General features: G+C 60.8%; 21 protein-coding genes. 8 read left to right on the top strand and 13 right to left on the bottom strand.

What is annotated here, in order from left to right; all coding sequences use genetic code 11:
* Window positions 1–245: 245 nt before the first annotated feature.
* From MMG91_RS23980 to MMG91_RS24005, 6 genes are all read left to right on the top strand, one after another.
* Entirely contained in the window at window positions 246–764 is a 519-nt protein-coding gene (locus tag MMG91_RS23980) for an RNA polymerase sigma factor (protein WP_030129959.1), read from the top strand.
* Complete coding sequence (locus tag MMG91_RS23985) at window positions 761–1,732, top strand: FecR family protein (protein ID WP_310660922.1); 972 nt, start codon at window positions 761–763, stop codon at window positions 1,730–1,732. Before MMG91_RS23980 ends, MMG91_RS23985 begins: the two co-directional genes overlap by 4 nt.
* Before the next feature lie 163 nt (window positions 1,733–1,895).
* Entirely contained in the window at window positions 1,896–4,325 is a 2,430-nt protein-coding gene (locus MMG91_RS23990; RefSeq protein ID WP_310660923.1) for a TonB-dependent siderophore receptor, read from the top strand.
* A gap of 72 nt (window positions 4,326–4,397) precedes the next feature.
* Window positions 4,398–5,528, top strand: coding sequence for a PepSY-associated TM helix domain-containing protein (locus tag MMG91_RS23995; protein ID WP_310660924.1), 1,131 nt, complete (start codon window positions 4,398–4,400; stop codon window positions 5,526–5,528).
* Window positions 5,525–5,704 (top strand): hypothetical protein, encoded by a 180-nt coding sequence (locus MMG91_RS24000; protein ID WP_305447174.1) that lies wholly within the window; start codon window positions 5,525–5,527, stop codon window positions 5,702–5,704. The genes MMG91_RS23995 and MMG91_RS24000 overlap by 4 nt, the downstream gene beginning before the upstream one ends.
* 69 nt (window positions 5,705–5,773) lie before the next feature.
* On the top strand, window positions 5,774–6,403 hold the full coding sequence (locus MMG91_RS24005) for a glutathione S-transferase (protein WP_305503561.1): 630 nt from the start codon (window positions 5,774–5,776) through the stop codon (window positions 6,401–6,403).
* A gap of 210 nt (window positions 6,404–6,613) precedes the next feature.
* Here MMG91_RS24005 and creD read toward each other — a convergent pair whose 3' ends face one another.
* From creD to MMG91_RS24025, 4 genes are all read right to left on the bottom strand, one after another.
* Window positions 6,614–7,984: a cell envelope integrity protein CreD gene (gene creD / locus MMG91_RS24010; RefSeq protein WP_310660925.1), complete on the bottom strand. Its 1,371-nt coding sequence runs from the start codon at window positions 7,982–7,984 to the stop codon at window positions 6,614–6,616.
* 83 nt (window positions 7,985–8,067) lie between these two features.
* A complete protein-coding gene (creC, locus tag MMG91_RS24015) occupies window positions 8,068–9,495 on the bottom strand; it encodes a two-component system sensor histidine kinase CreC (protein WP_310660926.1) in 1,428 nt (475 codons plus the stop codon).
* A complete protein-coding gene (gene creB / locus MMG91_RS24020) occupies window positions 9,495–10,175 on the bottom strand; it encodes a two-component system response regulator CreB (protein WP_310660927.1) in 681 nt (226 codons plus the stop codon). The genes creC and creB overlap by 1 nt, the downstream gene beginning before the upstream one ends.
* 59 nt (window positions 10,176–10,234) lie before the next feature.
* Complete coding sequence (locus MMG91_RS24025) at window positions 10,235–10,741, bottom strand: ATP-dependent zinc protease (protein ID WP_310660928.1); 507 nt, start codon at window positions 10,739–10,741, stop codon at window positions 10,235–10,237.
* Window positions 10,742–10,998: 257 nt separating this feature from the next.
* Between MMG91_RS24025 and MMG91_RS24030 the strand changes: the two genes are divergently transcribed.
* Window positions 10,999–11,883: an acyltransferase gene (locus MMG91_RS24030; RefSeq protein ID WP_310660929.1), complete on the top strand. Its 885-nt coding sequence runs from the start codon at window positions 10,999–11,001 to the stop codon at window positions 11,881–11,883.
* Between the two features lies 1 nt (window position 11,884).
* Here MMG91_RS24030 and MMG91_RS24035 read toward each other — a convergent pair whose 3' ends face one another.
* The 9 genes from MMG91_RS24035 to MMG91_RS24075 all read right to left on the bottom strand — a co-directional run bounded on the left by MMG91_RS24035 (window position 11,885) and on the right by MMG91_RS24075 (window position 22,754).
* Window positions 11,885–12,514, bottom strand: a complete 630-nt coding sequence (locus MMG91_RS24035) for a DUF2780 domain-containing protein (RefSeq protein ID WP_310660930.1) — start codon at window positions 12,512–12,514, stop codon at window positions 11,885–11,887.
* Between the two features lie 242 nt (window positions 12,515–12,756).
* Complete coding sequence (gene fdhA / locus MMG91_RS24040) at window positions 12,757–13,956, bottom strand: formaldehyde dehydrogenase, glutathione-independent (protein ID WP_305424815.1); 1,200 nt, start codon at window positions 13,954–13,956, stop codon at window positions 12,757–12,759.
* A gap of 117 nt (window positions 13,957–14,073) precedes the next feature.
* Window positions 14,074–14,931 carry a formyltetrahydrofolate deformylase gene (gene purU / locus MMG91_RS24045; protein WP_095633662.1) on the bottom strand — a complete coding sequence of 286 codons (858 nt, stop codon included), beginning with the start codon at window positions 14,929–14,931 and terminating at the stop codon, window positions 14,074–14,076.
* 151 nt (window positions 14,932–15,082) lie between these two features.
* Window positions 15,083–15,715 carry a sarcosine oxidase subunit gamma gene (locus MMG91_RS24050; protein ID WP_305447182.1) on the bottom strand — a complete coding sequence of 211 codons (633 nt, stop codon included), beginning with the start codon at window positions 15,713–15,715 and terminating at the stop codon, window positions 15,083–15,085.
* Between the two features lie 129 nt (window positions 15,716–15,844).
* Window positions 15,845–18,862, bottom strand: coding sequence for a sarcosine oxidase subunit alpha (locus MMG91_RS24055; protein WP_305447183.1), 3,018 nt, complete (start codon window positions 18,860–18,862; stop codon window positions 15,845–15,847).
* Complete coding sequence (locus tag MMG91_RS24060) at window positions 18,859–19,188, bottom strand: sarcosine oxidase subunit delta (RefSeq protein ID WP_008008142.1); 330 nt, start codon at window positions 19,186–19,188, stop codon at window positions 18,859–18,861. The genes MMG91_RS24055 and MMG91_RS24060 overlap by 4 nt, the downstream gene beginning before the upstream one ends.
* Window positions 19,189–19,202: 14 nt before the next feature.
* Window positions 19,203–20,453: a sarcosine oxidase subunit beta gene (locus MMG91_RS24065; RefSeq protein ID WP_007980419.1), complete on the bottom strand. Its 1,251-nt coding sequence runs from the start codon at window positions 20,451–20,453 to the stop codon at window positions 19,203–19,205.
* Between the two features lie 23 nt (window positions 20,454–20,476).
* Window positions 20,477–21,730 (bottom strand): serine hydroxymethyltransferase, encoded by a 1,254-nt coding sequence (gene glyA / locus MMG91_RS24070; protein ID WP_305447184.1) that lies wholly within the window; start codon window positions 21,728–21,730, stop codon window positions 20,477–20,479.
* A gap of 307 nt (window positions 21,731–22,037) precedes the next feature.
* A complete protein-coding gene (locus MMG91_RS24075; RefSeq protein WP_310660931.1) occupies window positions 22,038–22,754 on the bottom strand; it encodes a TraX family protein in 717 nt (238 codons plus the stop codon).
* Window positions 22,755–22,885: 131 nt separating this feature from the next.
* Between MMG91_RS24075 and MMG91_RS24080 the strand changes: the two genes are divergently transcribed.
* Complete coding sequence (locus MMG91_RS24080) at window positions 22,886–23,926, top strand: low specificity L-threonine aldolase (protein ID WP_310660932.1); 1,041 nt, start codon at window positions 22,886–22,888, stop codon at window positions 23,924–23,926.
* The last annotated feature ends 138 nt before the right edge of the window (window positions 23,927–24,064 follow it).

Below are 24,064 nucleotides of genomic sequence, written 5' to 3' on the forward strand. Positions count from 1 at the left end.
TTCGGTGACTGTTCGGGCCCCATCGCGGGCAAGCCACGCTCCCACAGGTTTTGCGTCGTTTGCGAAATCGGCAGACGACGCAAAACCTGTGGGAGCGTGGCTTGCCCGCGATGAACGATAACTCGGTCCGACTGGATATTCCCCCGCCAAAACCACCCGACCAGCACCAATTGCTTACCTCCCCCGCCTCTGCCACAATCGCGAACAATTCTCGTTACTTAACACTTCCCATTCGGTGATGTTGCGTGTCGTCAGTCCAAAGCCCCCAGAGTGAACTCGTTGGTGCGTTGTATCGCGACCATCGCAGTTGGCTGTTGGCTTGGCTGCGGCGCAATGTGGCCTGCCCGCAAAGGGCCGAAGACCTGAGTCAGGACACCTTCGTGCGCTTGCTGGGCCGTGACGAACTAAAGGCGCCTCGCGAACCCCGGGCATTTCTGGTGGCGATCGCCAAGGGCCTGCTGTTCGACTACTTCCGCCGCGCCGCGCTGGAACAGGCCTACCTCACCGAGTTGATGCTGATTCCCGAAGGCGAACAACCGTCGGTAGAAGAACAGCAACTGATCCTCGAAGACCTCAAAGCCATCGACCACCTGCTGGGCAAGCTCTCGAGCAAGGCCCGGGCGGCGTTTCTCTATAACCGTCTCGACGGCCTCGGCCACGCAGAAATCGCCGAGCGTCTGGGTGTATCAGTGCCGCGTGTTCGCCAATACCTGGCGCAGGGCATTCGCCAGTGCTACATCGCGTTGTACGGTGAGCCGGTATGAGCCCGGTCAACTCCAAGCCCGTGTCGGCGCAGGTGCTGGATGCCGCGATTGCCTGGCAACTGTCGCTGGATTCCGGCAATGCGGTCGAGCGCGAAGAATTCGCCAAATGGCACGCCGCCCACGAAGAACATGCTCGGGCCTGGCGTCAGTTGGGCATGCTCGACCAGCGTTTCAGCGTCACCAACGGCCCGGCCCGCACCGCCTTGCTGCAATCGCGTGAAAGCATCCGCCGACGGGTGCGCAAGCTAGGCAGCGGTCTGGCCAGCATCGTCACGGTGATCGGCCTGGCGCTGTTCGCCGGTGATCGTTATCTGCCCATCGACTATTGGCTAGCCGACCAGCGCACCGCCACCGGCGAGCAGCGCACTTTACGCCTGACCGACGGCACGCTGATCAACCTCAACACCCACAGCGCGGTGGATGTGCGTTTCGATGAGAAGCAGCGACTGATCGTCCTTCAGGAAGGGGAAATCCTCGTCGAAACCGGCCATGGCGATGCCCGGCCGTTTATTGTCGAAACCCGCGAAGGCAGCATGCGTGCATTGGGGACGCGGTTCCTGGTCAAGCGTGAAGACGAAGGCACGCGCCTGAGCGTATTGAAGTCAGCGGTAGCCGCCCATCCCGAATCGAGCCCCGAGGAACAGATCCTGCGCGAAGGCCAGCAAGTGCTGATGCGCAGCAATGGCCTGGGCCCGATCATTGCCCTCAACCTCGGCGCCGATGCCTGGACTCGCGGCATGCTGGTGGTGGACAACGCTCGGCTGGAAGATCTGGTCCAGGAGCTCGGCCGCTATCGTCGCGGGTATCTTGGCGTCACCCCCGAAGTCGCCGACCTGCGCATCACCGGCAGCTTCCCCTTGAACGATACCGACAAGGCGCTGAGTGCACTTTTACCGACCCTGCCAGTGCAGATCGAACAGCACACGCCATGGTGGGTAAGGGTCGCGAAGGCTGACGCCAAGCCCTGAGATCTTTTTGCTGACCCGACGCCTTCGCGGGCAAACACCCCAGATCCCAAATCCGGGCTCAGACCATAACTGAATCGAAATTATTTTCATCTTGCCCTATCACTTTTGGATTTTCGTCCGGCACCTAGGCAATTGAGAAATATTTCCATTCAGGAGCCCCTGTATGTCCCGTTCGCTAGACACCGTGTTTCGCCCCCGTTTGCTGGCGGTCGCCATTGCCCTTTGCGCCCCCTTGGCCAGCAACCCATTGATTGCCGCCGAACAGGCGTCCAGCGTTCGCGCCTACAACCTGCCGGCTGCGCCATTGGCCAGCACTCTGAACCAGATTGCCAGCCAGGCCGGTCTGGCGTTGTCGTTGAATCCATCGCTAGCGGCGGGCAAGACCTCGGCCCCGGTGAACGGTCAGTTCGACGCTACCAGCGCTCTGCGTGAAGCCTTGCGCGGCACCGGTCTGCAACTGGAACAGAGCAGCGCCGGCACCTACAGCCTGGTGGCCGTGCCCGAGGGCGTGATGGCGTTGCCGGAAACCGCCGTCATTGGCCTGCAAAATGCGGAAACAGCCTGGAGCCCGGTCGAAGGTTACGTTGCCACGCGCACCGCCGCTGGCACCAAGACCGACACCGCGCTGGTCGAAGCGCCGCGTTCGATTTCCGTCGCCACTCGCCAGCAAATGGAAGATCGCGGTGTGCAAAACCTCGATGACGCCGTGCGCTACATGCCAGGCATCGTCGCCAGCAGCTACGGCAGCGACACCCGCGCCGACTGGTTGCTCGTGCGCGGTTTCGAACCGACGCAATTCCTCGATGGCCTGCCACTGCCAAAAGGCGTGTACGCCAACCCGAAACAGGAAACCTGGAACCTCGAACGCCTCGCCCTGCTGCGCGGCCCGGCCTCATCAGTTTACGGCCAGACCCCGCCAGGCGGCTTGCTGGACATGGTCAGCCGCCGTCCCAGCGCCGAGTCGAGCCATGAAATCCAGCTGCAATACGGCAGCGACAACCATCGTCAAATCAGCTTCGCCAGCACCGGCAAGATCGATGACGAAGGCCGGTTTCTCTATGGCCTGAGCGGTGTATTGCGCGACAGCGGCACACAGGTCGATCACATCGACAACAAACGCTACAACATTGCACCGAGCCTGACCTGGAACATCGACCCTGACACCAAGTTCACGCTGCTGACGCAATTTACCCGCGACGATACAGGCATCACCAGCCAGTTCCTGCCGGTGCAAGGCACGAAGATCCATTCGCCGCTCGGCAATATCTCCCATCACAAAAACCTCGGTGACCCCGACTGGGAATACTACGACCGCACCTACTACGCCCTGGGCTACGCCTTTGAACATCGCTTGAACGATGTATGGCAGTTCAAGCAGAACCTGCGGTACACCAAATCGGACCTGTCCTTCCAGGCTCTTACCCCCGGCGCCTATCCGTTCACCCAGGTCGATGCCGAGGGCAACGTTGGCCGCTCGAGCACCAGTGTCGACGAGGACATCAGCCAGTTCGCCGTGGACAACAACTTCCAGGGCGACTTCGCGACCGGCGACATCCGTCACACCCTGCTGATCGGCCTCGATCACCAGCGCACCAATACCAACTACACCTCGATCTTCGGCGACGGTCTGACCACCAACGTCAACAACCCGATCTATGGCCAGCCAATCGTTCGCCCGTCACGCTCGACGGCGTTCTATGACTATGACCAGAAGACCTATCAGACCGGCTTGTACATCCAGGACCAAATGGCCCTCGACCAATGGCGTCTGACCCTCGGTGGTCGTGAGGACTGGGTCCACACGGGCACCAAATTCTTCAACAAGGGGGATGCCACCAACACCGAACGGGACAAGAAATTCAGCGGCAACGCAGCGATCAGCTATGTGTTCGACTCGGGCTTCGTGCCCTACCTGTCCTACGCCGAGTCGTTCCAGCCGACCAGCAAAGCCACGGCATCGCCGACCGAGTCGTTCAAGCCGACTGAAGGCAAGCAGTGGGAACTGGGCATCAAGTACCAACCGCCGGGCAGCAACACCCTGCTGACGGCTGCGGTCTATGACCTGACCCAGAAAAACGTCTCCGTCACCACGACCAACTCGGACAACGTCTCGATTACCAGCCAGACCGGCGAAGTGAAGGTCAAAGGTCTGGAGCTGGAAGCCGTTTCCGACGTCACCGACAACCTGAAAGTCATCGCCGCCTACACCCTGGCCAAGTCCGAAGTGCAAAAGGGGGACTTCAAGGGCAATCGCCTGCAACTGATGCCCAACCAGCAAGCGTCGCTGTGGGCCGATTACACCTGGCACAACGGTGTGCTGGATGGTTTCGGCATCGGTGCCGGCGCACGCTACACCGGCAATACCTATGGCGACCAGGGCAACACCTGGCTGGGCAAGGCTGACGCCTACACGGTGTTCGACGCGGCGGTCCATTACGACTTGGGCCGTCTGGATAACAGTCTGAAAGGTGCGTCGCTGGCACTGAATGCCACCAACCTGTTCGACAAGGACTACATCTCCACGTGCGACAGCTTCTACTGCTACTACGGCGACCAACGCAGCGTCGTCGCCAGTGCTACGTACAAGTGGTAATCGCCTGAACCGACACGCGCCACGACCAGGCCGTCCTTCGAGGACGGCTTTGGTCTTTCTGAAGGCCATGAAATGAAAAGCAAAACCATCCGCCGCTGGTCATTCGTTCACACCTGGACCAGCCTGATCTGCACGGTATTCCTGCTGATGCTGGCCCTCACCGGCCTGCCGTTGATCTTCCACCACGAGATCGACCATCTGCTGGGCGATACCGCCGAGTTGAAATCTATGCCGGCCGATACCCCGCAGCTGAATTTGCAGCAGTTGGTGCAGGCCGCTGAAAAGCATCGTCCCGGCGAGGTCATGCAGTATTTTGGCTACGACGAAGAAAACCCCAACGGCGTGATCGCAATCATGGCGCCTACCGCCGGTACCGAGCCGAACTCGTCTCACACCTTCATGCTCGACGCTCGCACCGGCGAAGCGCTGGAAATGCCGTCGGCCAATGGCGGGCTGATGATGGTCATGCTGCGCTTGCACGTGGACATGTTCGCCGGCCTGCCGGGCAAGTTGCTGCTGGCGTCCATGGGGATTCTGTTTGTGCTGGCGATTGTTTCCGGAACGGTGCTGTACCTGCCGTTCATGCGGCGTTTGAAGTTCGCCACCGTGCGCCACGACAAATCCACCCGCCTGCGCTGGCTCGACCTGCATAACCTGATCGGCGTGGTAACGCTGACCTGGGCCCTGGTGGTCGGCGTGACCGGCGTGATCAGTGCCTGCGCCGACTTGTTGATCGCCGCGTGGCGCAACGACAGCCTGAGCGCGATGATCGCGCCTTATCGCGATGCGCCGCCGCTGACTCAATTGGCGTCTGCGAGCCGCCTGCTCGACATCGCCAAAGACGTCGCGCCGGGTATGCAGCCCGATTTCATCGCCTTCCCCGGCACGCGGTTTTCCAGCGAACACCATTACGCCGTGTTCATGAAAGGCAGCACCCACCTGACTTCGCACCTGCTGACGCCGGTGCTGATCGACGCCAGCACCCTGCAAGTCACGGCGGTGGCCGAGCGGCCGTGGTACATGGACGCCATGGGCATGTCGCAGCCGCTGCACTTCGGTGATTACGGCGGCATGCCGATGAAAATTCTCTGGGCGATCCTCGATGTGCTGACCATCATTGTGCTCGGCAGCGGGGTTTATTTGTGGGTGGTGCGGCGCAAGGTCGCGAAACCTGTGTTGGAAAACGCGGAGAGTCCAGCATGAGGCCGAGGCAGTCGAATTTCTGGAAGGTCTTCGCCACGCCCACCGTCATTGCCCTGCTCAGCGCTGCCGGGCTGTTTGCCGCATTGCTGGGCGATGGCGTGTGGGATGCATTGAGCTGGCTCGGGCTGGGCATCCCTGCCGCCCTCGCCTTGCGCGGATTGCTGCAACGTCACTGAACGGCTCGCTCCCACACTTAAACACTAAAGCGCTATGCTCCCGACACTGTCCATGATCGAGATGCCGACATGTCCGCCCCCAGCATGACCTTGTTCCACAATCCCGCGTCGCCCTTCGTTCGCAAAGTCATGGTGCTGCTGCACGAAACCGGTCAAACGGACCGCGTAGCGCTGCAAGCCAGCCAGCTCACGCCAGTCAGCCCGGATCCGGCCCTCAACGAAGACAACCCGCTGGGTAAGATTCCAGCACTACGCCTGGCCGACGGCAATGTGCTGTACGACAGCCGAGTGATCCTCGATTACCTCGATCACCAACACGTCGGCAATCCGCTGATTCCTCGTGAAGGCTCGGCGCGCTGGCGGCGCTTGACCCTGGCTTCCCTGGCGGACGGGATCATGGATGCCGCCGTAATGATTCGCTATGAAGTGGCCCTGCGCTCGCCGGAAAAACATTGGGACGCCTGGCTCGACAGTCAGCGCGACAAGATTCGTCGCGCCCTGGCGCTGTTGGAGGCCGATGCGATTGCCGAGTTGACCAGCCATTTCGATGTGGCGGCGATCAGTGTGGCCTGTGCCTTGGGTTACCTGGATCTGCGCCATCCGGATCTGGAATGGCGCAAAGAGAATCCGAAGCTGGCGCAGTGGTATTTCGAAGTGAGTCAGCGGCCTTCGATGATTGCGACGATGCCCAAGGTTTAGATATTCGCTGGCTGTACCGGCCTCTTCGCGAGCAGGCTCGCTCCCACATTTAATCTTTGGTGTGCACAACTTTTGTGTTCACTGGAGATCTTTTGTGGGAGCGAGCCTGCTCGCGATGGCACCACACCGGATCCAACGGAAACAACCCGGCAATCCGCGTCGCCAACACCTCCCCCACCCGCTGGTCCTCGCGCAAGCCCAACGACCGGCTCATTCCACGGCTCCAATATCAAAGGCCAAAGGTTTCGCGGTTTTCTGCCCGATCCCGTACCAGTCCAGCTTGCGGGTCAGCACCATGAACACACCCAGCAGCCCGAACAACAGCAGCGAGCCCATCAACAGCGCGTAATCCTCGGCGCTCAGCAAGCCATAGAGCAGGCCATACAACGCCGCCAACCCCGCCGAAAAACTCAACCCGTGATGCACGCTGCGCAGCACATGGCAGACATAGAAGCCGATCAACAACACACAGCCACTCGCCGACAGCAGATACGCCAGGGCAAAACCGATATGTTCGGACAGCGACAACAGCAACAGGTAGAAAAACGCCAGCGCCACGCCGACCAGCGCGTATTGCACCGGGTGTACCGCCAGGCTTTTCAGCACTTCGAAGAGGAAGAAACCGGCGAAGGTCAGAACGATGAACAGCAGCGCATATTTGATCGCCCGGTCGCTTTTCAGGTACTGGTCCACCGGGTCGATGAAACTCACGCCGAAGCTGCGACCGTTGAACGCCTCGCACTGGCCGCCAGACACGCAACTGTTCAACGCCTCTTGCAGGTTGGTGGAGAAAAACGAGGTCTGCCAATTGGCGGTGAAACCCTGATCGGTGATTTCCCGCTGGGCCGGCAGGTAGTTGCCGATGAAGCTGGGATGAGGCCAGTTGGCGGCCAGTGAAACCTTGCTGGTCTTGCCCACCGGGAGAATCTGCAACTGGCCGGTGCCTTGCAAACGCAAGTCGAAACCGAAGGCCAGTTCCGTGGCCTGTTGGGTGTCCAGCGCTGGCAGCGTCACATGCACCCCCTCGCCCAGCCAGCCCACTTGGCTGCCCGGTACAAAGTCCAGCTTCTGCCCATTGAGTTCGAGTTTCAGGGCATTCTCGATGCCGCGAATGTCGCTGATGCCGACAGCCAGGAACGGCTGATCGAAGCGGTAATCAGCGAAGTCTTCCTTGATGCCCAGTTGCGCCGGGACCGAGAAATGCCCGCTGATGCGGTTATCGGCATGGAACAGTCGCGCCTCGTAGATACCTCGGGCGCGCAGTTCGGTCTGGACCTGGCCGTCGAGTTCGAAGCGCTCCGGCAGGAAATACAAACGACCACGCTCTTCGCCGACGTCCTGGTAACGCTGGTTGGTTTTTTCGTTGGTTTTCCAGGTACGTACCGTTTTGCGATAGGGCACCACCATCAGCGGGCCGCTCAGTTGCTGGCTATAGCTGGAACTTCGGGCGATGTCTTCGAGCACACCATCGCGCAGTTGTTGCCGCTCCTGGATCACGCCATTGATCATCAGCAACGGAATCAGCAGCAACAGAATCAAAAGGGCAATCGCCCCCAGTTTTAGGGTCAGGCTACGGTTCATGGGACTCTCCCTGTTTGGATGGGGAAAGTCTGGGGGTGGTGTGTGGGAGATTTATGGGGGAAATGTGGAGAGTGTGTGGATCTTTAACGGTCGTAAGGCAAACGCAGACTCACTTCAACCCCGTCGTCAACATTACCGATACTCATCGCACCACCATGCAACTTGACCACCTCTTCAACGAAGTTAAGCCCCAACCCCGTACTTTTACGCCCACTGTCCGGTCGCGGCAGTGAGTAGAAACGCTCGTTCAAGCGCGGCAATGCATAGTCGGGAATTGCCTCGGCCTGGTTGAACAGACTGAACTCAATCTGCTCACCGACTCGTTCGGCGCGCAAGCGCAGCACACCGCAAGCCGGGGTGAAATCCAACGCATTCTCCAGCAGATTGCCCAGTGCCTGACGCAACAGAAAGGGCTCGCCGAGCAGGTTCAGATCCGCTGCAATGTGCAGTTCCACACGCAACTGCTTGCCTTCGATTCGCGCAGCCTGCGCGCTCAACAGCTCATCGACCAAACCCGCCAACGGCACGGCCACCCGTTCTTCCAGCCCTTGGCGCTGTTCCACCTGCGCCAGGTTCAACAGTCGTTCGATCAACTGCTGCATGCGCGCGCTTTCGCTGCCGATGTTGCTGACGAAACGCTGCTGCTGAGCCAGCGGCATCTCGCCTTGCAGCAACTCCGCCGCACCACGAATCGCCGCCAGCGGGCTTTTCAGTTCATGGGTGAGGGTGTGTACATAGCGCTCGACGTAGGCTTTGCCCTCGAGCTGGGTGCGCATGTGCTCCACCGCCGTGGCCAGTTGCTCCAGCTCACCGCCACGATAATGCGGCACCTCGACCCGACGACCTTCGCTGACTGCCTGGGCATACGCCGTCAACCGCCGCAGCGCCGCGCTCAGCCACCAGGACAACAGCGCACCGAACAACAAACCGAGGCCAATCAGCCCGGCGCCATAAACCAGCAATCGCCGTTCGGTGCGATCAACGTAAGGCTGCAGCGAGCTGTTAGGCTTGGCCACCGTCACCACGCCGATGATCTGGCAGTTGTCGCGAATCGGCGCCCCGACGTGCATCACCGATGAGTTCGTATCATCCGGGTTGCTGCGGGTTGAACGAGCGCCGTATTCACCACGCAAGGTCAGGTAGACGTCGTTCCAGCGCGAGTAGTCCTGACCCACCGCGACGCCGCTGGAATCCAGCACCACAATGCCCTTGGCATCAGTGACGTAAATGCGGTGATTGACCTGATTCTTCGGCAGGCCCCAGATATTCGCCTTCGGTTGCCGTTCGCCGTACGCCTTGAGCAACTCGGGCCAGCGGTTCTGGCTGAGGGTGCCGGCCTTGAAGTCGTCGCGCAGTATCTCGGCCATCAGGTTGGCGGTGTCCACCAGGGTTTCTTCGGTGGACTGGCGCACGCCGGGGCGGATTTCTTCCATCACGGTGTTGAGCACGAAGTAGCCGGTCAGGCCGATGAATAGCACGTAGACCAGAAAAATCCGGATCCCCAGTGGCATCAGCTGTGCCCCGGGCTGTAGCTGTAGCCAAGGCCGCGATGAGTCTGGATCGGCTCGGCGTCGACCTTCACCAGACGCAATTTGGCGCGCACGCTCTTGATGTGGCTGTCGATGCTGCGCTCGTAACCGGCATCGGCGGCCACCCCTAGCGCATCGAGCAATTGCTCGCGACTGAAGACTCGCTCGGGTTGCTCGAGCAGGCATTGCAGCAAACGAAACTCATGGCGAGTCAGGCTCAGGGGCTGGTTGCGATAGCTGATCTGCACCCGTTCGCTATCGATGCGAAACAGCGCTGACGCCGTCTCCGCCACCGGACGCGGCGCCATGCGCTTGAGAATCGCCCGGACCCGCGCCGCCACTTCCCGAGGGCTGAACGGTTTGACCACGTAATCATCGGCGCCGATCTCCAGGCCCACCACGCGGTCGATCTCTGCATCACGGGCGCTGAGGAAAATCACCGGCACTTCGCTGAAACGCCGCAATTGCTTGCAGGTTTCGAAGCCGCTGATGTCCGGCAAGCCGATATCGAGAATGATCAGGTCGGCGGGCGTGGAGCGCTGATGCTCAAGCGCCGCCGCGCCAAGGCTCAACCAGGTGGTGGTGAAGCCCTCGCCCTGCAAGGCGAAAATCAGGGTGTCGGCAATTGCCGCTTCGTCTTCGACAATCAGGATATGAGGCATGGCGTCCGAGCCCGCTAGTTAAGTGGGCGAACGGTGCCCCAAGGCTGATTCGCCGTCAATCAGCAGTCGGGTTTGTCTGCCGTAAAACGCCGTGCCGGGTTCACCGCCGCACCGAATTCACGCAGTGCTTTGGCGCCGATCAGCAGTGGGTAATTGAAGCTGCTGCGATCGGTGAGGTTGACCTCGACGGTGCGCTTGACGTTGCCCAGGCACAGTTCCAGTTCAACCACTGGCCGCTTGGTGGGTTCGATCGCTTCCTTGTCATCGTCGTCTTCTTCGGAGCGGGTCTTGATCTTGCTGATCCGCGCGACCTTGTGCTCGTAGACCTTGTTGCTCGCCCCCTTGGTGGCGAGGCGGAAACGCACCCACTCGTCGCCGTCACGGGTGAAGGTTTCGATGTCTTTGGCCGACAGGGACGCGGTCAGGGCGCCGGTGTCCATTTTGGCCTTGAGGACTTCGCCGCCGATTTCCGGCAGCGCGATGTATTCGTAACGCCCGTACAGGGTCGGCTCGGCGGCCAGGACCGGCAGGGCCACGAGGGTAAGCAGTGCAAGGAGAGATTTCACGTAAGGGGCTTCCTTGAAGAGTGGGCAGCGGGATTTTAGACCGTTGTGTGGATGATCGTTCCCATGCTCCGCGTGGGAATGCCTCATGTGACGCTTTGGGGACGCGGAGCGTCCCGGGCTGCATTCCCACGCAGAGCGTGGGAATGATCGGTACAACGAGGTTAACGGTCGAAAGGTGAAACATTCGTCATAGGCGATTTGGCCTGCCACCTGAAGCTGCTTATCATGGCGCGCCCAAACGCTTTCAAGAGTTACTTATGCGCCGCCTGCTCACCGGCTGTTTCGTTACCCTGCTGCTGTTGCTCAACACCCTGGTGCTGTTCGGGCCTTTGATGGTGTTCGCCCTGCTGAAGCTGCTCCTGCCCGGGCGCTTTCGCGATTACGCCTCCTGGACGGTGATGTGGATTGCCGAAACCTGGGCCGAAATCGACAAGCTGATCTTCCAGCTGTGCATTCCCACCCAATGGGACATCCGCGGCGGCGATGATCTGCGCCGCGACACGTCGTATCTGGTGATCGGCAACCATCAGTCCTGGGTCGATATTCCGGCACTGATCCAGACGCTTAACCGGCGCACGCCGTTCTTCAAATTCTTCCTCAAGAAAGAACTGATCTGGGTGCCGTTCCTGGGCCTTGCCTGGTGGGCGCTGGACTATCCGTTCATGAAGCGCTACACCAAAGCGTTTCTGGCAAAGAACCCGGAGCTGGCCGGCAAGGATCTGGAGATCACCAAACAAGCCTGCGAGCTGTACAAGCGTCAGCCGGTGACGGTGGTCAATTATCTGGAAGGCACCCGGTACACCTCGGCGAAAAGCGCCCAGCAGCAGTCACCGTTCACCCATCTGCTCAAGCCCAAGGCTGGTGGCGTGGCTTTTGTGCTGGCGGCGATGGGCGAACAGCTGGATGCCGTTCTCGATGTGACAGTGGTGTATCCACAGCAGAAGATTCCAGGGTTCTGGGATTTGATCAGCGGCAACGTACCGAGGGTGATCATCGACATCCAGACCCGCGAACTGGATCCGGCACTGTGGCAAGGCGATTACGAAAACGATCCGGCGTTTCGCGAAACGGTCCAGAACTGGGTCAACCAGCTCTGGATCGAAAAGGATCGGCGCATCAAGGCACTACGCGCCGAAAACTGACTCAGCTGCCAATGCCAATGCCAGTGCCGGTGCCGGTGCCGGTGCCCCAGATTCCGCCAAGATTCTGCAGCAACGAACCGGCGACGCCTTGCTGACCGAGGTATTGCAGGATCACTGGGGCAAACATGCCGATCATTCCGGTATCCATGCCCAGGGCACTGAAGGCATTGTTCAGGTCGTTGGTGTCCTTGACGTTGCCCAGCAAGCCATCGAGCAACGCATTCTTGTCCGAACCGGCGCCAAGCAACCCACCCAATCCGTTCAGGCCGCCAATGGCGCTATTGCCGGCGATCTGAGCGAGGCCCGGTACGTTTTTGCTCAGTTCGGAGAAATCCTGGCCACTGAGCTGATTCCTCGCCAGCCCCAGCATCGCACCGGCACCGCCGATGGCTTGTTCCGGGGTAACGTCGAGCTGCGAGCCCAAGGTATTGAGCAAACCGGCCGCCTTGGGCGCCGCCGCCACGACGCCATCGGCATCATCGCTCTCGTTGCCCTCCTCACCCTGCATCGCCGAAACCGCCTTGGCCGCATCGATGAGGCTGAACTGTGCAAAGGCCGGGCTGGCGGCCAGCGTCGTCAACGAAGCGACAGCCATGAGCGATGCCAGTGCAAAACCGCGTGAAACGTTCATCCAGACATCCTCTTGTGCCATGAAAAACCGCCCGGTAACGGGAGCGGCAAAACTGCCGATTGGACCGGATGTACGCCAGCATGTTCCTCGTCTGCATGGGCATTTTTCCCCAGGTGGCCTCTATGAAACGTGCTCCCTGGGACGCAACCGATGAACGGTATGACCGAACCGGCTACGCCTTCCCACTGGCCATAAAAAAGGGCGACATCACTGTCGCCCTTTTTTCCGTCTTGCTCCAAGCCTTACGCCGCGCTGAACATCTTGTGCGGATCGATCACAAACTTCTTCGGCACGCCCGCATCGAACTCGCCGTAACCGCGTGGCGCGTCATCCAGGCTGATGACTTCCACACCCACGATGTCGGCAATCTTGATGCGGTCCCACATGATCGCCTGCATCAATTGGCGGTTGTACTTCATCACTGGCGTCTGACCGGTGTGGAAGCTGTGGGACTTGGCCCAGCCCAGGCCGAAGCGGATGCTCAGGCTGCCCATTTTCGCGGCAGCGTCCACTGCACCCGGATCTTCGGTGACGTACAGGCCAGGAATACCGATTTTGCCGGCAACGCGGACCACGCCCATCAGCGAGTTGAGTACGGTGGCCGGAGCTTCGTGCTTCACGCCGGCATGGCCGTGACCGCGAGCTTCGAAGCCTACGGCATCGACAGCGCAGTCCACTTCCGGTTCGCCCAACAGTGCAGCGATTTGTTCGTGCAGCGGGGTGTCTGTCGACAGGTCGGCGATTTCGAAACCCTGTGCCTTGGCATGGGCCAGGCGGATCGGGTTGACGTCACCAATGATCACCACCGCAGCGCCCAGCAGGCGAGCGGAAGCGGCAGCTGCCAGGCCAACCGGGCCGGCACCGGCGACGTACACGGTGCTGCCAGGGCCAACGCCGGCAGTCACTGCGCCGTGGTAACCGGTGGGCAGGATGTCGGAGAGGCAGGTCAGGTCGCGGATTTTTTCCATGGCCCGGTCGCGATCCGGGAGTTTCAGCAGGTTGAAGTCGGCATACGGCACAAACGCGTATTCGGCCTGGCCACCGGTCCAGTCACCCATGTCGACATAACCATAGGCACCGCCCGGACGCGCCGGGTTAACGCTCAGGCACACGCCAGTATGTTGCTCTTTGCACGAACGGCAACGGCCACAGGCAACGTTGAAAGGTACCGACACCAGGTCGCCGATCTGCAGGTTCTCGACACCGCTGCCCTTCTCGATCACTTCACCGGTGATCTCGTGGCCCAGCACCAGACCGGTCTGAGCGGTGGTACGACCGCGCACCATGTGCTGATCGGAACCACAGATGTTGGTGGAAACTACGCGCAGGATGACACCGTGCTCGATCTTCCTGCCGCGCGGGTCCTGCATTTTGGGATAGTCGATTTTCTGTACTTCGACCTTGCCAGCGCCGAGATACACCACACCACGATTACCAGACATGCTTTCACCTCGCTGTTGTTTTTATGTAGCGGTCGCGTCGCCATGGATCGGCGGCGCGTTGATTGCTCGGGTTATTGCCTGTGTCTCTTGTGTTGCTTGTTATGCCGCGATGGCGATCTAAAGAACGACCGTGCGATTGGCGTTCAAAAACACGCGTCGTTCAATGTGATAGCCAACAGCCCGTGCCAACGTCAGCCCTTCGATATCCCGCCCTTTGGCGATCAAATCTTCCGGGTAATGACTGTGATCCACAGCCTCCACGCCCTGGGCGATGATCGGGCCTTCGTCCAGGTCGTTGTTGATGTAGTGCGCCGTGGCGCCAACCAGTTTCACGCCCTTGTTGTAGGCCTGGTGATAGGGCTTGGCGCCTTTGAAGCCCGGCAGCAGGGAGTGATGGATATTGATCGCCTTGCCGTCGAGTTTGCGACACAGCTCTGGCGACAGGACTTGCATGTAGCGCGCAAGAATCACCAGTTCGGCGCCGGCCTCTTCGATCACCTGCCAGACCTGACGCTCCTGCGACGGCTTGTCGTTCGGGTCCAGCGGAAAGTGGTAGTACGGAATCTGGTGCCAGTCGGCCAACGGCTTGAGGTCCGGGTGGTTGGAGACCACCGCGACCACGTCCATCGACAACTGGCCGATGCGCTGGCGGTAGAGCAAGTCGTTGAGGCAGTGATCGGCCTTGGAGACCATGATCACCACTTTTGGCCGGTGGTGCGGCGGGGTCAGTTCGAAGACCATCCCGAAGGCGTCACCACGCTCCGCCAAACCGGCGCGAAAGGCCTGTTCGTCGAAGCCATCGGGCTGACGGAATTCCACGCGAATGAAGAAACGGCCCGAGAGCCGGTCATCGAAGGAATGGTGCTCGGTGACGTAGCAGCCCTGCTCGAACAGAAAGCGGGTCACTGCATCCACGGTGCCGAGGACGCTGGGGCAGTCGGCGGTCAGAATCCATGTGTCTGGGGCGCGGCTCATAATGCGGTGACTCCTATCTGATCGTTCCCACGCTCTGCGTGGGAACGCCGCCATGGACGCTCTGCGTCCGGCTGTTAAAGGGACGCGGAGCGTCCCGGGATGCATTCCCACGCGGAGCGTGGGAATGATCAGCAGAGCGTGGGAACGATCATTACGCTTGGACGCTCAAGCCGTACTCGGCCGACGCATCCTGCAACCACAACCACCAGTAATCCGAGAAGCTGCGGCGAATCAGCAGTTCCCAGGTGTCTTCGGCGGTATGGCGGATCACCAGTTGCGACTTGGCAAACACGGTGCCCACAGCCTTGCCCACTGGGAAGTTGTTGGGGTGCACGTCGTAGCTGGTGGATTTCATCAGCACCTGACGTACGTTCGGGCCGCTGAGTTCGAGGATCTGCTGGCCACCGCTGACGTTGACGATCTGGATGTGCAGGTCGCCCAGTGCTTCACGGAGCTTTTTCTCGGCGGCGAATTCTTCACCGGTCGGCACGATCAGCAGCCATTCATCCGGCCCCATCCATTGCAGGCTGGTTTCGCCTTTGACGATAACGGTCAGCGCACCCGGCAATTCGATGCCAAGGGCTTTGTGCACGCCAGCGGCGAACGCCGCGTCGTGGCCATCGCCACGGATGGTCAGGTGACCGAGGAGTTTTTTCTCACGCACGATCACGCCGGCGTTTTTGCGACCCTTGCCCACCAGGCTGGCGAGGTCGGCGTGATGCAGCGACGACTCGGCCTTGGCCCCGGTGGTTGGGCGTTGTTGGTAAACATTGGCTGCGGTCATAAAGCACCTTTCTTTTGTTGATCGTTCCCACGCTCTGCGTGGGAATGCCGCCATGGACGCTCTGCGCCCGCTCTTGGGACGCGGAGCGTCCCGGGATGCATTCCCACGCAGAGCGTGGGAACGATCGACTTACACGTTCTGGCGCTCGCCCTTCGGATCGAAGAACACCGAAGAAACGATTTCCGCCTCGATCACGCTGCCGTCGGCCAGCGGTGCGAACACCCGCTCACCCATGCGCTTCAAGCCGCCCTTGACCACACCCATGGCAAACGAATAGCCCAGGGAGTTGTGCAGGTAGCTGGAGGTCACGTGGCCGACCATGGTCATCGGGATGGTTTGCTTGGTGTTGAACACCAGTTGCGCACCTTCCGGCAGCCATTTGGTCGGATCGATCGGCTTCAGGCCAACCAGCTGTTTACGCTGATCACGCACGCAGTCTTCGCGGTTCATGCCACGCCAGCCGATCCACGAGAACGGTTTGGTGCGACCGACACACCAGCCCATGTTCAGGTCGTCCGGGGTCATCGAGCTGTCAGTGTCCTGGCCAACGATGATGAAGCCCTTCTCCGCCCGCAGTACGTGCATGGTTTCGGTGCCATATGGCGTCAGGTTGTACTTCTTGCCGGCCTCGACGATTTTCTCGAGCACGCCCATCGCGTAGTCGGCCTGCACGTTGACTTCGTACGACAGCTCACCGGTAAACGAAATCCGGAATATCCGCGCCGGCACACCGCCGACCAGCGCTTCTTTCCAGGTCATGAACGGGAAGGCTTCGTTGCTCAGGTCGGCGTCGGTGACTTCGCTGAGCAGCTTGCGGCTGTTTGGCCCGGACAGGGTCATGGTTGCCCAGTGATCCGTCACGGAAGTGAAGTACACCTTCAGGTCTGGCCATTCGGTCTGGTGGTAGATTTCCAGCCATTGCAGCACGCGTGCAGCGCCGCCGGTGGTGGTGGTCATCACGAAATGGTTATCGGCGAGGCAGGCGGTTACGCCGTCGTCGAACACCATGCCGTCTTCTTTGCACATCAGGCCGTAACGGGCCTTGCCCACGTCGAGTTTGGTCCAGGCGTTGGTGTAGATGCGGTTGAGGAACTCGCGGGAGTCCGGGCCCTGGATGTCGATCTTGCCCAGGGTCGAAGCGTCCAGCAGGCCGACGCTGTCGCGCACGGCTTTGCATTCGCGTTTCACGGCGGCATGCAGGTCTTCACCGTTTTTCGGGAAGTACCATGGACGCTTCCACTGACCGACGTCTTCAAACTCGGCGCCGTTCTTCACGTGCCAGTGATGCAGCGCGGTGAAACGAACCGGTTCAAAGATGTGCCCGCAGTGACGACCGGCTACGGCGCCGAAGGTTACCGGCGTGTAGTTCGGACGGAACATGGTGGTGCCCATCTGCGGGATGGTCACGTTCAGCGAACGGGCGGCGATGGCCAGGCCGTTGACGTTGCCAAGCTTGCCCTGATCGGTGCCGAAGCCCAGCGCGGTGTAGCGCTTGACGTGCTCGACCGACTCGAAGCCTTCGCGGGTCGCCAGTTCGATGGCGGCAGCGGTGACGTCGTTTTGCAGGTCGACGAATTGCTTCGGCGCACGGGCAGTGGCTTTCTCGTGAGGCACCTGAAACAACGCCAGCGTCGGCTCTTCCAGTCGGCTCAGGGCTTTGGGCAGTACGCCTTCGACCTTGCCGAAACCGGCTTCGCTGGCGGCGCGAGCGCCCCCTTCAAAACCATCGGCCAACGAATCGCCGAGGCCATAAACGCCGTTGATGCCACCGACGCACACGCGTTTCTGCGGTGCTTCGCCCGGTACAAAACCGAGGATGTCTTCACGCCAGATCGGCTTGCCACCCAAGTGCGACGCCAGGTGAACCACCGGGCTGTAACCGCCGGAACTGGCGACGAGGTCGCAATCGAGCCATTCGCCCGGGCTGGTCACGGTGTGTGCTTTTACATCAATCGCGGCAACGCGAGCAGCGGTCACGTGCTTGCTGCCACGGGCCTCGATCACGGCGCTGCCGGTCAGGATGCGAATGCCTTTGGCCCGCGCTTCTTCCACCAGCGCACCGCGAGGGTTGCTGCGGGCGTCAGCGATGGCCACCACTTGCAGGCTGGCGTCGAGCCAATCCAGCGCTACGCGGTAAGCGTGATCGTTGTTGGTCGACAGCACGAGCTTTTTGCCCGGTGCCACGCCGTAACGGCGCACGTAAGTCGACACAGCGCCGGCGAGCATGTTGCCCGGCACGTCGTTGTTGCCGTAAACCAGTGGACGCTCGTGAGCGCCGGTCGCCAGCACCACACGCTTGGCGCGAACCCGGTGGATGCGCTGACGCACCTGGCCAATCGGGGCGCGGTCGCCGAGGTGATCGGTGAGGCGCTCGTGAATGGTCAGGAAGTTATGGTCGTGGTAACCGTTGACCGTGGCGCGCGGCAACAGCAGCACGTCAGGGGTGTTTTTCAGTTCGGCGATGACGCTGGCGACCCATTCGGTAGCTGGTTTGCCGTCGAGGCTTTCACGGGAATCGAGCAGGCTACCGCCGAACTCTTCCTGCTCATCGGCCAGGATCACACGCGCACCACTACGCGCAGCCGCCAGTGCAGCCGCCAGACCCGCAGGGCCAGCGCCGACGATCAGCACGTCGCAGTGCTGGTTCATGTAGTCGTAGGTGTCCGGATCGTTCTCGGTCGGCGAGCGGCCAAGGCCGGCAGCCTTACGAATGTACTTCTCGTAGGTCATCCAGAACGATTGCGGGTACATGAAGGTTTTGTAGTAGAAGCCCGGCGGCATCAGCTTGCCGCCGACCTTGCCGAGAATCCCCATCATGTCGTTGTTCACGCTCGGCCAGCCGTTGGTGCTGGTGGCGACCAGGCCTTGATACAGCGCTTGTTGCGTGGCGCGTACGTTCGGGATTTGCGTGGCTTCGGTCGCACCGATCTGCAGCACAGCGTTCGGCTCTTCGGCACCAGCGGCGAAGATGCCGCGAGGGCGCGAGTACTTGAAGCTGCGGCCGATGATGTCGACACCGTTGGCCAGCAAGGCGGCGGCCAGGGAGTCACCTTCAAAGCCTTTGTAGACCTGGCCGTTGAAGGTGAAGCTCAGCACTTTGTTGCGGTCGATGCGTCCGCCGTTGGACAGGCGATTGATCTGGCTCATACCTTCTCTCCCAGAGCCGTGGCGGCCGCTTTCGGGCTGTCGGTCTTGTCGGTGAACTGCGGCTTGGCGCCGATCTTGTAGGTTTCGAGAATCTCGTAGGTCACGGTGTCACGGGTCACGTTGAAGTACTGACGGCAACCGGCGACGTGATCCCACAGTTCGTGGTGCAGACCGCGAGGGTTATCGCGGAAGAACATGTAGTCGCCCCACTCCTCGTCGGTGCAGCTGTTCGGATCCAGTGGACGCGGGATGTGCGCCTGGCCGGATGCATGGAATTCCTCTTCGGAGCGCAGTTCGCCGCAGTGAGGACAGAAGATATGCAACATGGGGATTTCTCCTGTTAGTGGGCAACCGCAGCAGCGCCGTGTTCGTCGATCAACGCACCGTTGTGGAAACGGTCGATGGAGAAAGGTGCAGCCAATGGGTGCATTTCACCCTTGGCCAGGCTCGCGGCAAACACGTTGCCCGAGCCAGGTGTTGCCTTGAAGCCACCGGTGCCCCAACCGCAGTTGAAGAACATGTTCGGTACCGGCGTTTTCGAAATGATCGGGCAGGCATCCGGCGTGGTGTCGACGATGCCGCCCCACTGACGGTTCATGCGTACGCGGGACAACACCGGGAACATCTCGACGATGGCCTGGATGGTGTGCTCGATCACCGGGTACGAACCGCGCTGGCCATAACCGTTGTAGCCGTCGATACCGGCGCCGATCACCAGGTCGCCCTTGTCGGACTGGCTGATGTAACCGTGTACGGCGTTGGACATGATCACGCTGTCGATAATCGGCTTGATCGGCTCGGACACCAGCGCTTGCAGCGGGTGCGATTCGATCGGCAGACGGAAACCGGCAAGTTTGGCCATGTGCCCGGAGTTACCGGCAGTCACCACACCGACGCGCTTGGCGCCGATGAAGCCTTTGTTGGTTTCGACACCGATGCACACACCATTTTCCTTGCGGAAGCCGATCACTTCGGTCTGTTGAATCAGGTCCACGCCCAAGGCGTCGGCGGCACGGGCAAAGCCCCAGGCCACGGCATCGTGACGGGCCACGCCGCCGCGACGCTGGACGGTGGCGCCCATCACCGGGTAGCGAGTGTTCTTGGAGCAGTCGAGGTACGGAATCTCGTCGGCTACCTGTTTGGCATCGAGCAGTTCGCCGTCCACGCCGTTGAGGCGGTTGGCGCTGACCCGACGCTCGGAATCACGAATGTCCTGCAGGGTGTGGCACAGGTTGTAGACACCACGCTGGGAGAACATCACGTTGTAGTTCAGGTCCTGAGACAGGCCTTCCCACAATTTCATCGCGTGTTCGTACAGGTGCGCCGACTCGTCCCACAGGTAGTTGGAGCGAACGATGGTGGTGTTGCGCGCGGTGTTACCGCCGCCCAGCCAGCCTTTCTCGACCACGGCCACGTTGGTGATGCCGTGTTCCTTGGCCAGGTAGTAGGCGGTCGCCAGACCATGCCCGCCACCGCCGACGATGACCACGTCATAGACCTTTTTCGGGGTCGGTGTGCGCCACATGCGCTGCCAGTTTTCATGGTGGCTGAGGGAGTGTTTGAAGAGGCCGAAGCCCGAATAGCGTTGCATAGTCATTTACTCCAAAACCGCGCTCAGCGATAAACCGGGAAGTCCGCGCACAGGGCTGCCACGTGCTGCGCGACATTGGCCTCGACATCGGCGTCGCCGAGGTTGTCGAGGATGTCGCAGATCCAGCCGGCCAGTTCAACGCACTGGGCCACCTTGAAGCCGCGAGTGGTCACCGCCGGGGTGCCGATACGCAGGCCGGAGGTCACGAACGGCGACTGTGGATCATTCGGGACAGCGTTCTTGTTCACGGTGATGTGGGCGCGACCGAGTGCTGCGTCCGCCTCTTTGCCGGTGAGGCCCTGACGGATCAGGCTGACCAGGAACAGGTGGTTATCGGTGCCGCCGGACACTACATCGTAGCCGCGTTTGATAAATACGCCGGCCATGGCCTGGGCGTTGTCGATCACTTGTTGCTGGTAAGCCTTGAAGCCAGGTTCCAGCGCTTCCTTGAAGCACACCGCCTTACCGGCGATCACGTGCATCAGCGGGCCGCCCTGGGCACCCGGGAACACTGCCGCGTTGAGCTTCTTCTCGATTTCTTCGTTGGACTTGCACAGGATCAGGCCGCCACGAGGACCGCGCAGGGTCTTGTGGGTGGTGGTGGTGACCACATCAGCGTACGGCAGCGGGTTCGGGTACAGGCCTGCAGCGACCAGACCGGCGACGTGAGCCATGTCGACGAACAGCAGCGCTCCAACCTTGTCGGCGATCTGGCGGAAACGCGGGAAGTCGAGGGTCTTGGAGTAGGCCGAGAAGCCGGCAACGATCATCTTCGGCTTGCATTCGACAGCCAGACGCTCGACTTCGTCGTAGTCGATCAGCCCGGTTTTAGTGTCAATGCCGTACTGCACGGCGTTGTACAGCTTGCCCGAGGACGACACTTTGGCGCCGTGGGTCAGGTGACCGCCATGGGCCAGGCTCATGCCGAGGATGGTGTCGCCGGCCTGCAGCAGGGCCAGGTAAACGGCGCTGTTGGCAGAGGAGCCGGAGTGCGGCTGGACGTTGGCGTAGTCGGCGCCGAACAGTTGCTTGGCGCGTTCGATGGCCAGCGCTTCGACCTTGTCGACGTGCTCGCAACCACCGTAGTAGCGCTTGCCCGGATAGCCTTCGGCGTATTTGTTGGTCAGGCCACTGCCTTGCGCTTGCATGACGCGTTTGCTGGTGTAGTTCTCTGACGCGATCAGCTCGATGTGATCTTCCTGGCGTTGCTCCTCGGCATTCATCGCCGCCAGCAGTGCATCGTCGTAACCCTGGATCTGGTCTTGCTTGCTGAACATCGCGTCTCTCCCAGCGGCATCTATGCGCCATTCGTCTCGGTGAGGCACTGGCGTTACGGCAGTGCCCTTTGGATGCGATGGTATGACCGGCGCAGACAGGTCAAATGCCTACGGACGCCACGCAAAGGTGCGTTTACGACATGGGCCGAAAAGCCTGACCGGACACAATCTTCAAATCAGAAAGGATCCCCTGTGGGAGCGGGCTTGCCCGCGATAGCGGTGGGTCAGCTGACATCTATGCTGGATGTGATGCCGCCATCGCGGGCAAGCTCGCTCCCACAAGGTTATGCAGCTCCTGCATTGGGGATCAGGTGATGAGTTGGCGCAAGGCCAGAAGCACGAGGAAATGCACAGGATAGAGCGCGTAAGCCCAGCGGCGCATCGGCGGTGGCTGGATGCCTTGGGCGTGTCGCAATAGCAGTAGCCCCAGCAATGGCGCGATCAGACAAGCGGCAATGCCGAATATAGCTGCACTGCTGTGAAGCCGGGCGGCGTAATACAGCACTTGCCATTGATTAGCGGCGAGGCAGACCAGCCCCGGCAGCAGGCTGAAATACCAGGGCCGCCTGATCACCAGCAACATCGCCAGCGGCAACAGCACGCCGAAGAAACCGAACATCAGTCGCTCAGGGAACAGTGCTGCCAGCAAAAGTGCACCGGCCGCCAATAGTCGCGATTGAAGCCTCCGGTTCTGCCAGCCAAGCGCGACCAACAGACCCAGAATCAACGTGGGCAACACGTTTAAGGTATTGGGATCAGGAATGTACATTCGGTAGGGAATTTCGCTTACAGCGCTAAACAGCAACAGCCAACCGAGGTAACGCCACTGGCCGTCGGTCGTCACTGCACGGGCTCGCGACAGGTTCGCCGCCATCGCCAGACAGAACCACGGGAACGCCAACCTGCCCGGCACGTACAGCAGATCGACGGAATAACCGACATATCGCAGGTGATCGAGCACCATGCTCAGCAGCGCCAGCCACTTGAGCAGATCCAGCGCCCCATCCCGTTGCGTCATGTGCATAATTGCCCGTCAACCGTGTATTTTTCTGACAGCAACATCCCGTGTGCTCCCCGGACGATCTTCGGTAAAGTGCGCACCATCATTGACCACGAAGCTCTTCACCATAAGCGCCTCGATTACGGAAGCCGGCCATGACCGACAAGAGCCAACAATTCGCCAGCGACAACTATTCCGGTATTTGCCCTGAAGCCTGGGCTGCCATGGAACAGGCCAACCACGGCCACCAGCGCGCTTATGGCGACGATGAGTGGACCGCACGCGCAGCGGATCAATTCCGCAAACTGTTCGAAACCGACTGCGAAGTGTTCTTCGCCTTCAACGGCACCGCGGCCAACTCGTTGGCCCTGTCGTCACTGTGCCAGAGTTACCACAGCGTGATCTGCTCGGAAACCGCCCACGTCGAAACCGACGAATGCGGCGCGCCAGAGTTTTTTTCCAACGGCTCCAAACTACTCATCGCTCGCACCGAAAACGGCAAGCTGACGCCGGAATCGATCCGCGAAATCGCCCTCAAGCGCCAGGACATCCACTACCCGAAACCCCGCGTCGTGACCCTGACCCAGGCCACCGAAGTCGGCAGCGTGTACACCCCGGAAGAAATCCGCGCCATCAGCGTCACCTGCAAAGAACTGGGCCTGAACCTGCACATGGACGGCGCACGTTTCTCCAATGCTTGCGCATTCCTTGGCTGCTCACCAGCGGACCTGACCTGGAAGGCCGGCGTCGATGTCTTGTGCTTCGGCGGCACGAAAAACGGCATGGCGGTGGGCGAAGCGATTCTGTTCTTCAACCACAAACTGGCTGAAGACTTCGATTACCGCTGCAAGCAGGCCGGGCAATTGGCCTCGAAGATGCGCTTCCTCTCGGCACCATGGGTCGGGATTCTGGAAAACGACGCCTGGCTCAAATACGCCCGCCACGCCAACCACTGCGCGCAGCTGCTGGCCGAACTGGTGAGCGACATTCCGGGCGTGGAACTGATGTTCCCGGTACAAGCCAACGGCGTATTCCTGCAACTGTCGGAACCGGCCATTGCCGCTCTGACCGCCAAGGGCTGGCGCTTCTACACCTTCATCGGCAACGGCGGCGCGCGGTTCATGTGCTCGTGGGACACTGAAGAAGAACGCGTGCGCGAATTGGCGGCGGATATTCGCGAAGTCATGGCAGCCTGAAGCCCCCACCAGGCTGATCATTCCCACGCTCTGCGTGGGAATGCCTCTCGGGACGCTCCGCGTTCCTGCCTCACCGCTGATGCAATGCCAAGCACCGTTGTGACGCTGAGCGTCACGGGCTGCATTCCCACGCGGAGC

Source organism: Pseudomonas sp. JL3, from assembly GCF_031570575.1.
Classification (GTDB): domain Bacteria; phylum Pseudomonadota; class Gammaproteobacteria; order Pseudomonadales; family Pseudomonadaceae; genus Aquipseudomonas; species Aquipseudomonas cucumis.

What these genes read in the sequence shown, in the direction of transcription:
- MMG91_RS23985 (WP_310660922.1), top strand. Translation starts at nt 761, where the DNA reads ATGAGCCCGGTCAACTCCAAGCCCGTGTCGGCGCAGGTGCTGGATGCC.
- MMG91_RS23990 (WP_310660923.1), top strand. Translation starts at nt 1,896, where the DNA reads ATGTCCCGTTCGCTAGACACCGTGTTTCGCCCCCGTTTGCTGGCGGTC.
- MMG91_RS23995 (WP_310660924.1), top strand. Translation starts at nt 4,398, where the DNA reads ATGAAAAGCAAAACCATCCGCCGCTGGTCATTCGTTCACACCTGGACC.
- MMG91_RS24000 (WP_305447174.1), top strand. Translation starts at nt 5,525, where the DNA reads ATGAGGCCGAGGCAGTCGAATTTCTGGAAGGTCTTCGCCACGCCCACC.
- MMG91_RS24005 (WP_305503561.1), top strand. Translation starts at nt 5,774, where the DNA reads ATGTCCGCCCCCAGCATGACCTTGTTCCACAATCCCGCGTCGCCCTTC.
- creD (WP_310660925.1), bottom strand. Translation starts at nt 7,984, where the DNA reads ATGAACCGTAGCCTGACCCTAAAACTGGGGGCGATTGCCCTTTTGATT.
- creC (WP_310660926.1), bottom strand. Translation starts at nt 9,495, where the DNA reads ATGCCACTGGGGATCCGGATTTTTCTGGTCTACGTGCTATTCATCGGC.
- creB (WP_310660927.1), bottom strand. Translation starts at nt 10,175, where the DNA reads ATGCCTCATATCCTGATTGTCGAAGACGAAGCGGCAATTGCCGACACC.
- MMG91_RS24030 (WP_310660929.1), top strand. Translation starts at nt 10,999, where the DNA reads ATGCGCCGCCTGCTCACCGGCTGTTTCGTTACCCTGCTGCTGTTGCTC.
- MMG91_RS24035 (WP_310660930.1), bottom strand. Translation starts at nt 12,514, where the DNA reads ATGAACGTTTCACGCGGTTTTGCACTGGCATCGCTCATGGCTGTCGCT.
- fdhA (WP_305424815.1), bottom strand. Translation starts at nt 13,956, where the DNA reads ATGTCTGGTAATCGTGGTGTGGTGTATCTCGGCGCTGGCAAGGTCGAA.
- purU (WP_095633662.1), bottom strand. Translation starts at nt 14,931, where the DNA reads ATGAGCCGCGCCCCAGACACATGGATTCTGACCGCCGACTGCCCCAGC.
- MMG91_RS24050 (WP_305447182.1), bottom strand. Translation starts at nt 15,715, where the DNA reads ATGACCGCAGCCAATGTTTACCAACAACGCCCAACCACCGGGGCCAAG.
- MMG91_RS24055 (WP_305447183.1), bottom strand. Translation starts at nt 18,862, where the DNA reads ATGAGCCAGATCAATCGCCTGTCCAACGGCGGACGCATCGACCGCAAC.
- MMG91_RS24060 (WP_008008142.1), bottom strand. Translation starts at nt 19,188, where the DNA reads ATGTTGCATATCTTCTGTCCTCACTGCGGCGAACTGCGCTCCGAAGAG.
- MMG91_RS24065 (WP_007980419.1), bottom strand. Translation starts at nt 20,453, where the DNA reads ATGCAACGCTATTCGGGCTTCGGCCTCTTCAAACACTCCCTCAGCCAC.
- glyA (WP_305447184.1), bottom strand. Translation starts at nt 21,730, where the DNA reads ATGTTCAGCAAGCAAGACCAGATCCAGGGTTACGACGATGCACTGCTG.
- MMG91_RS24075 (WP_310660931.1), bottom strand. Translation starts at nt 22,754, where the DNA reads ATGCACATGACGCAACGGGATGGGGCGCTGGATCTGCTCAAGTGGCTG.
- MMG91_RS24080 (WP_310660932.1), top strand. Translation starts at nt 22,886, where the DNA reads ATGACCGACAAGAGCCAACAATTCGCCAGCGACAACTATTCCGGTATT.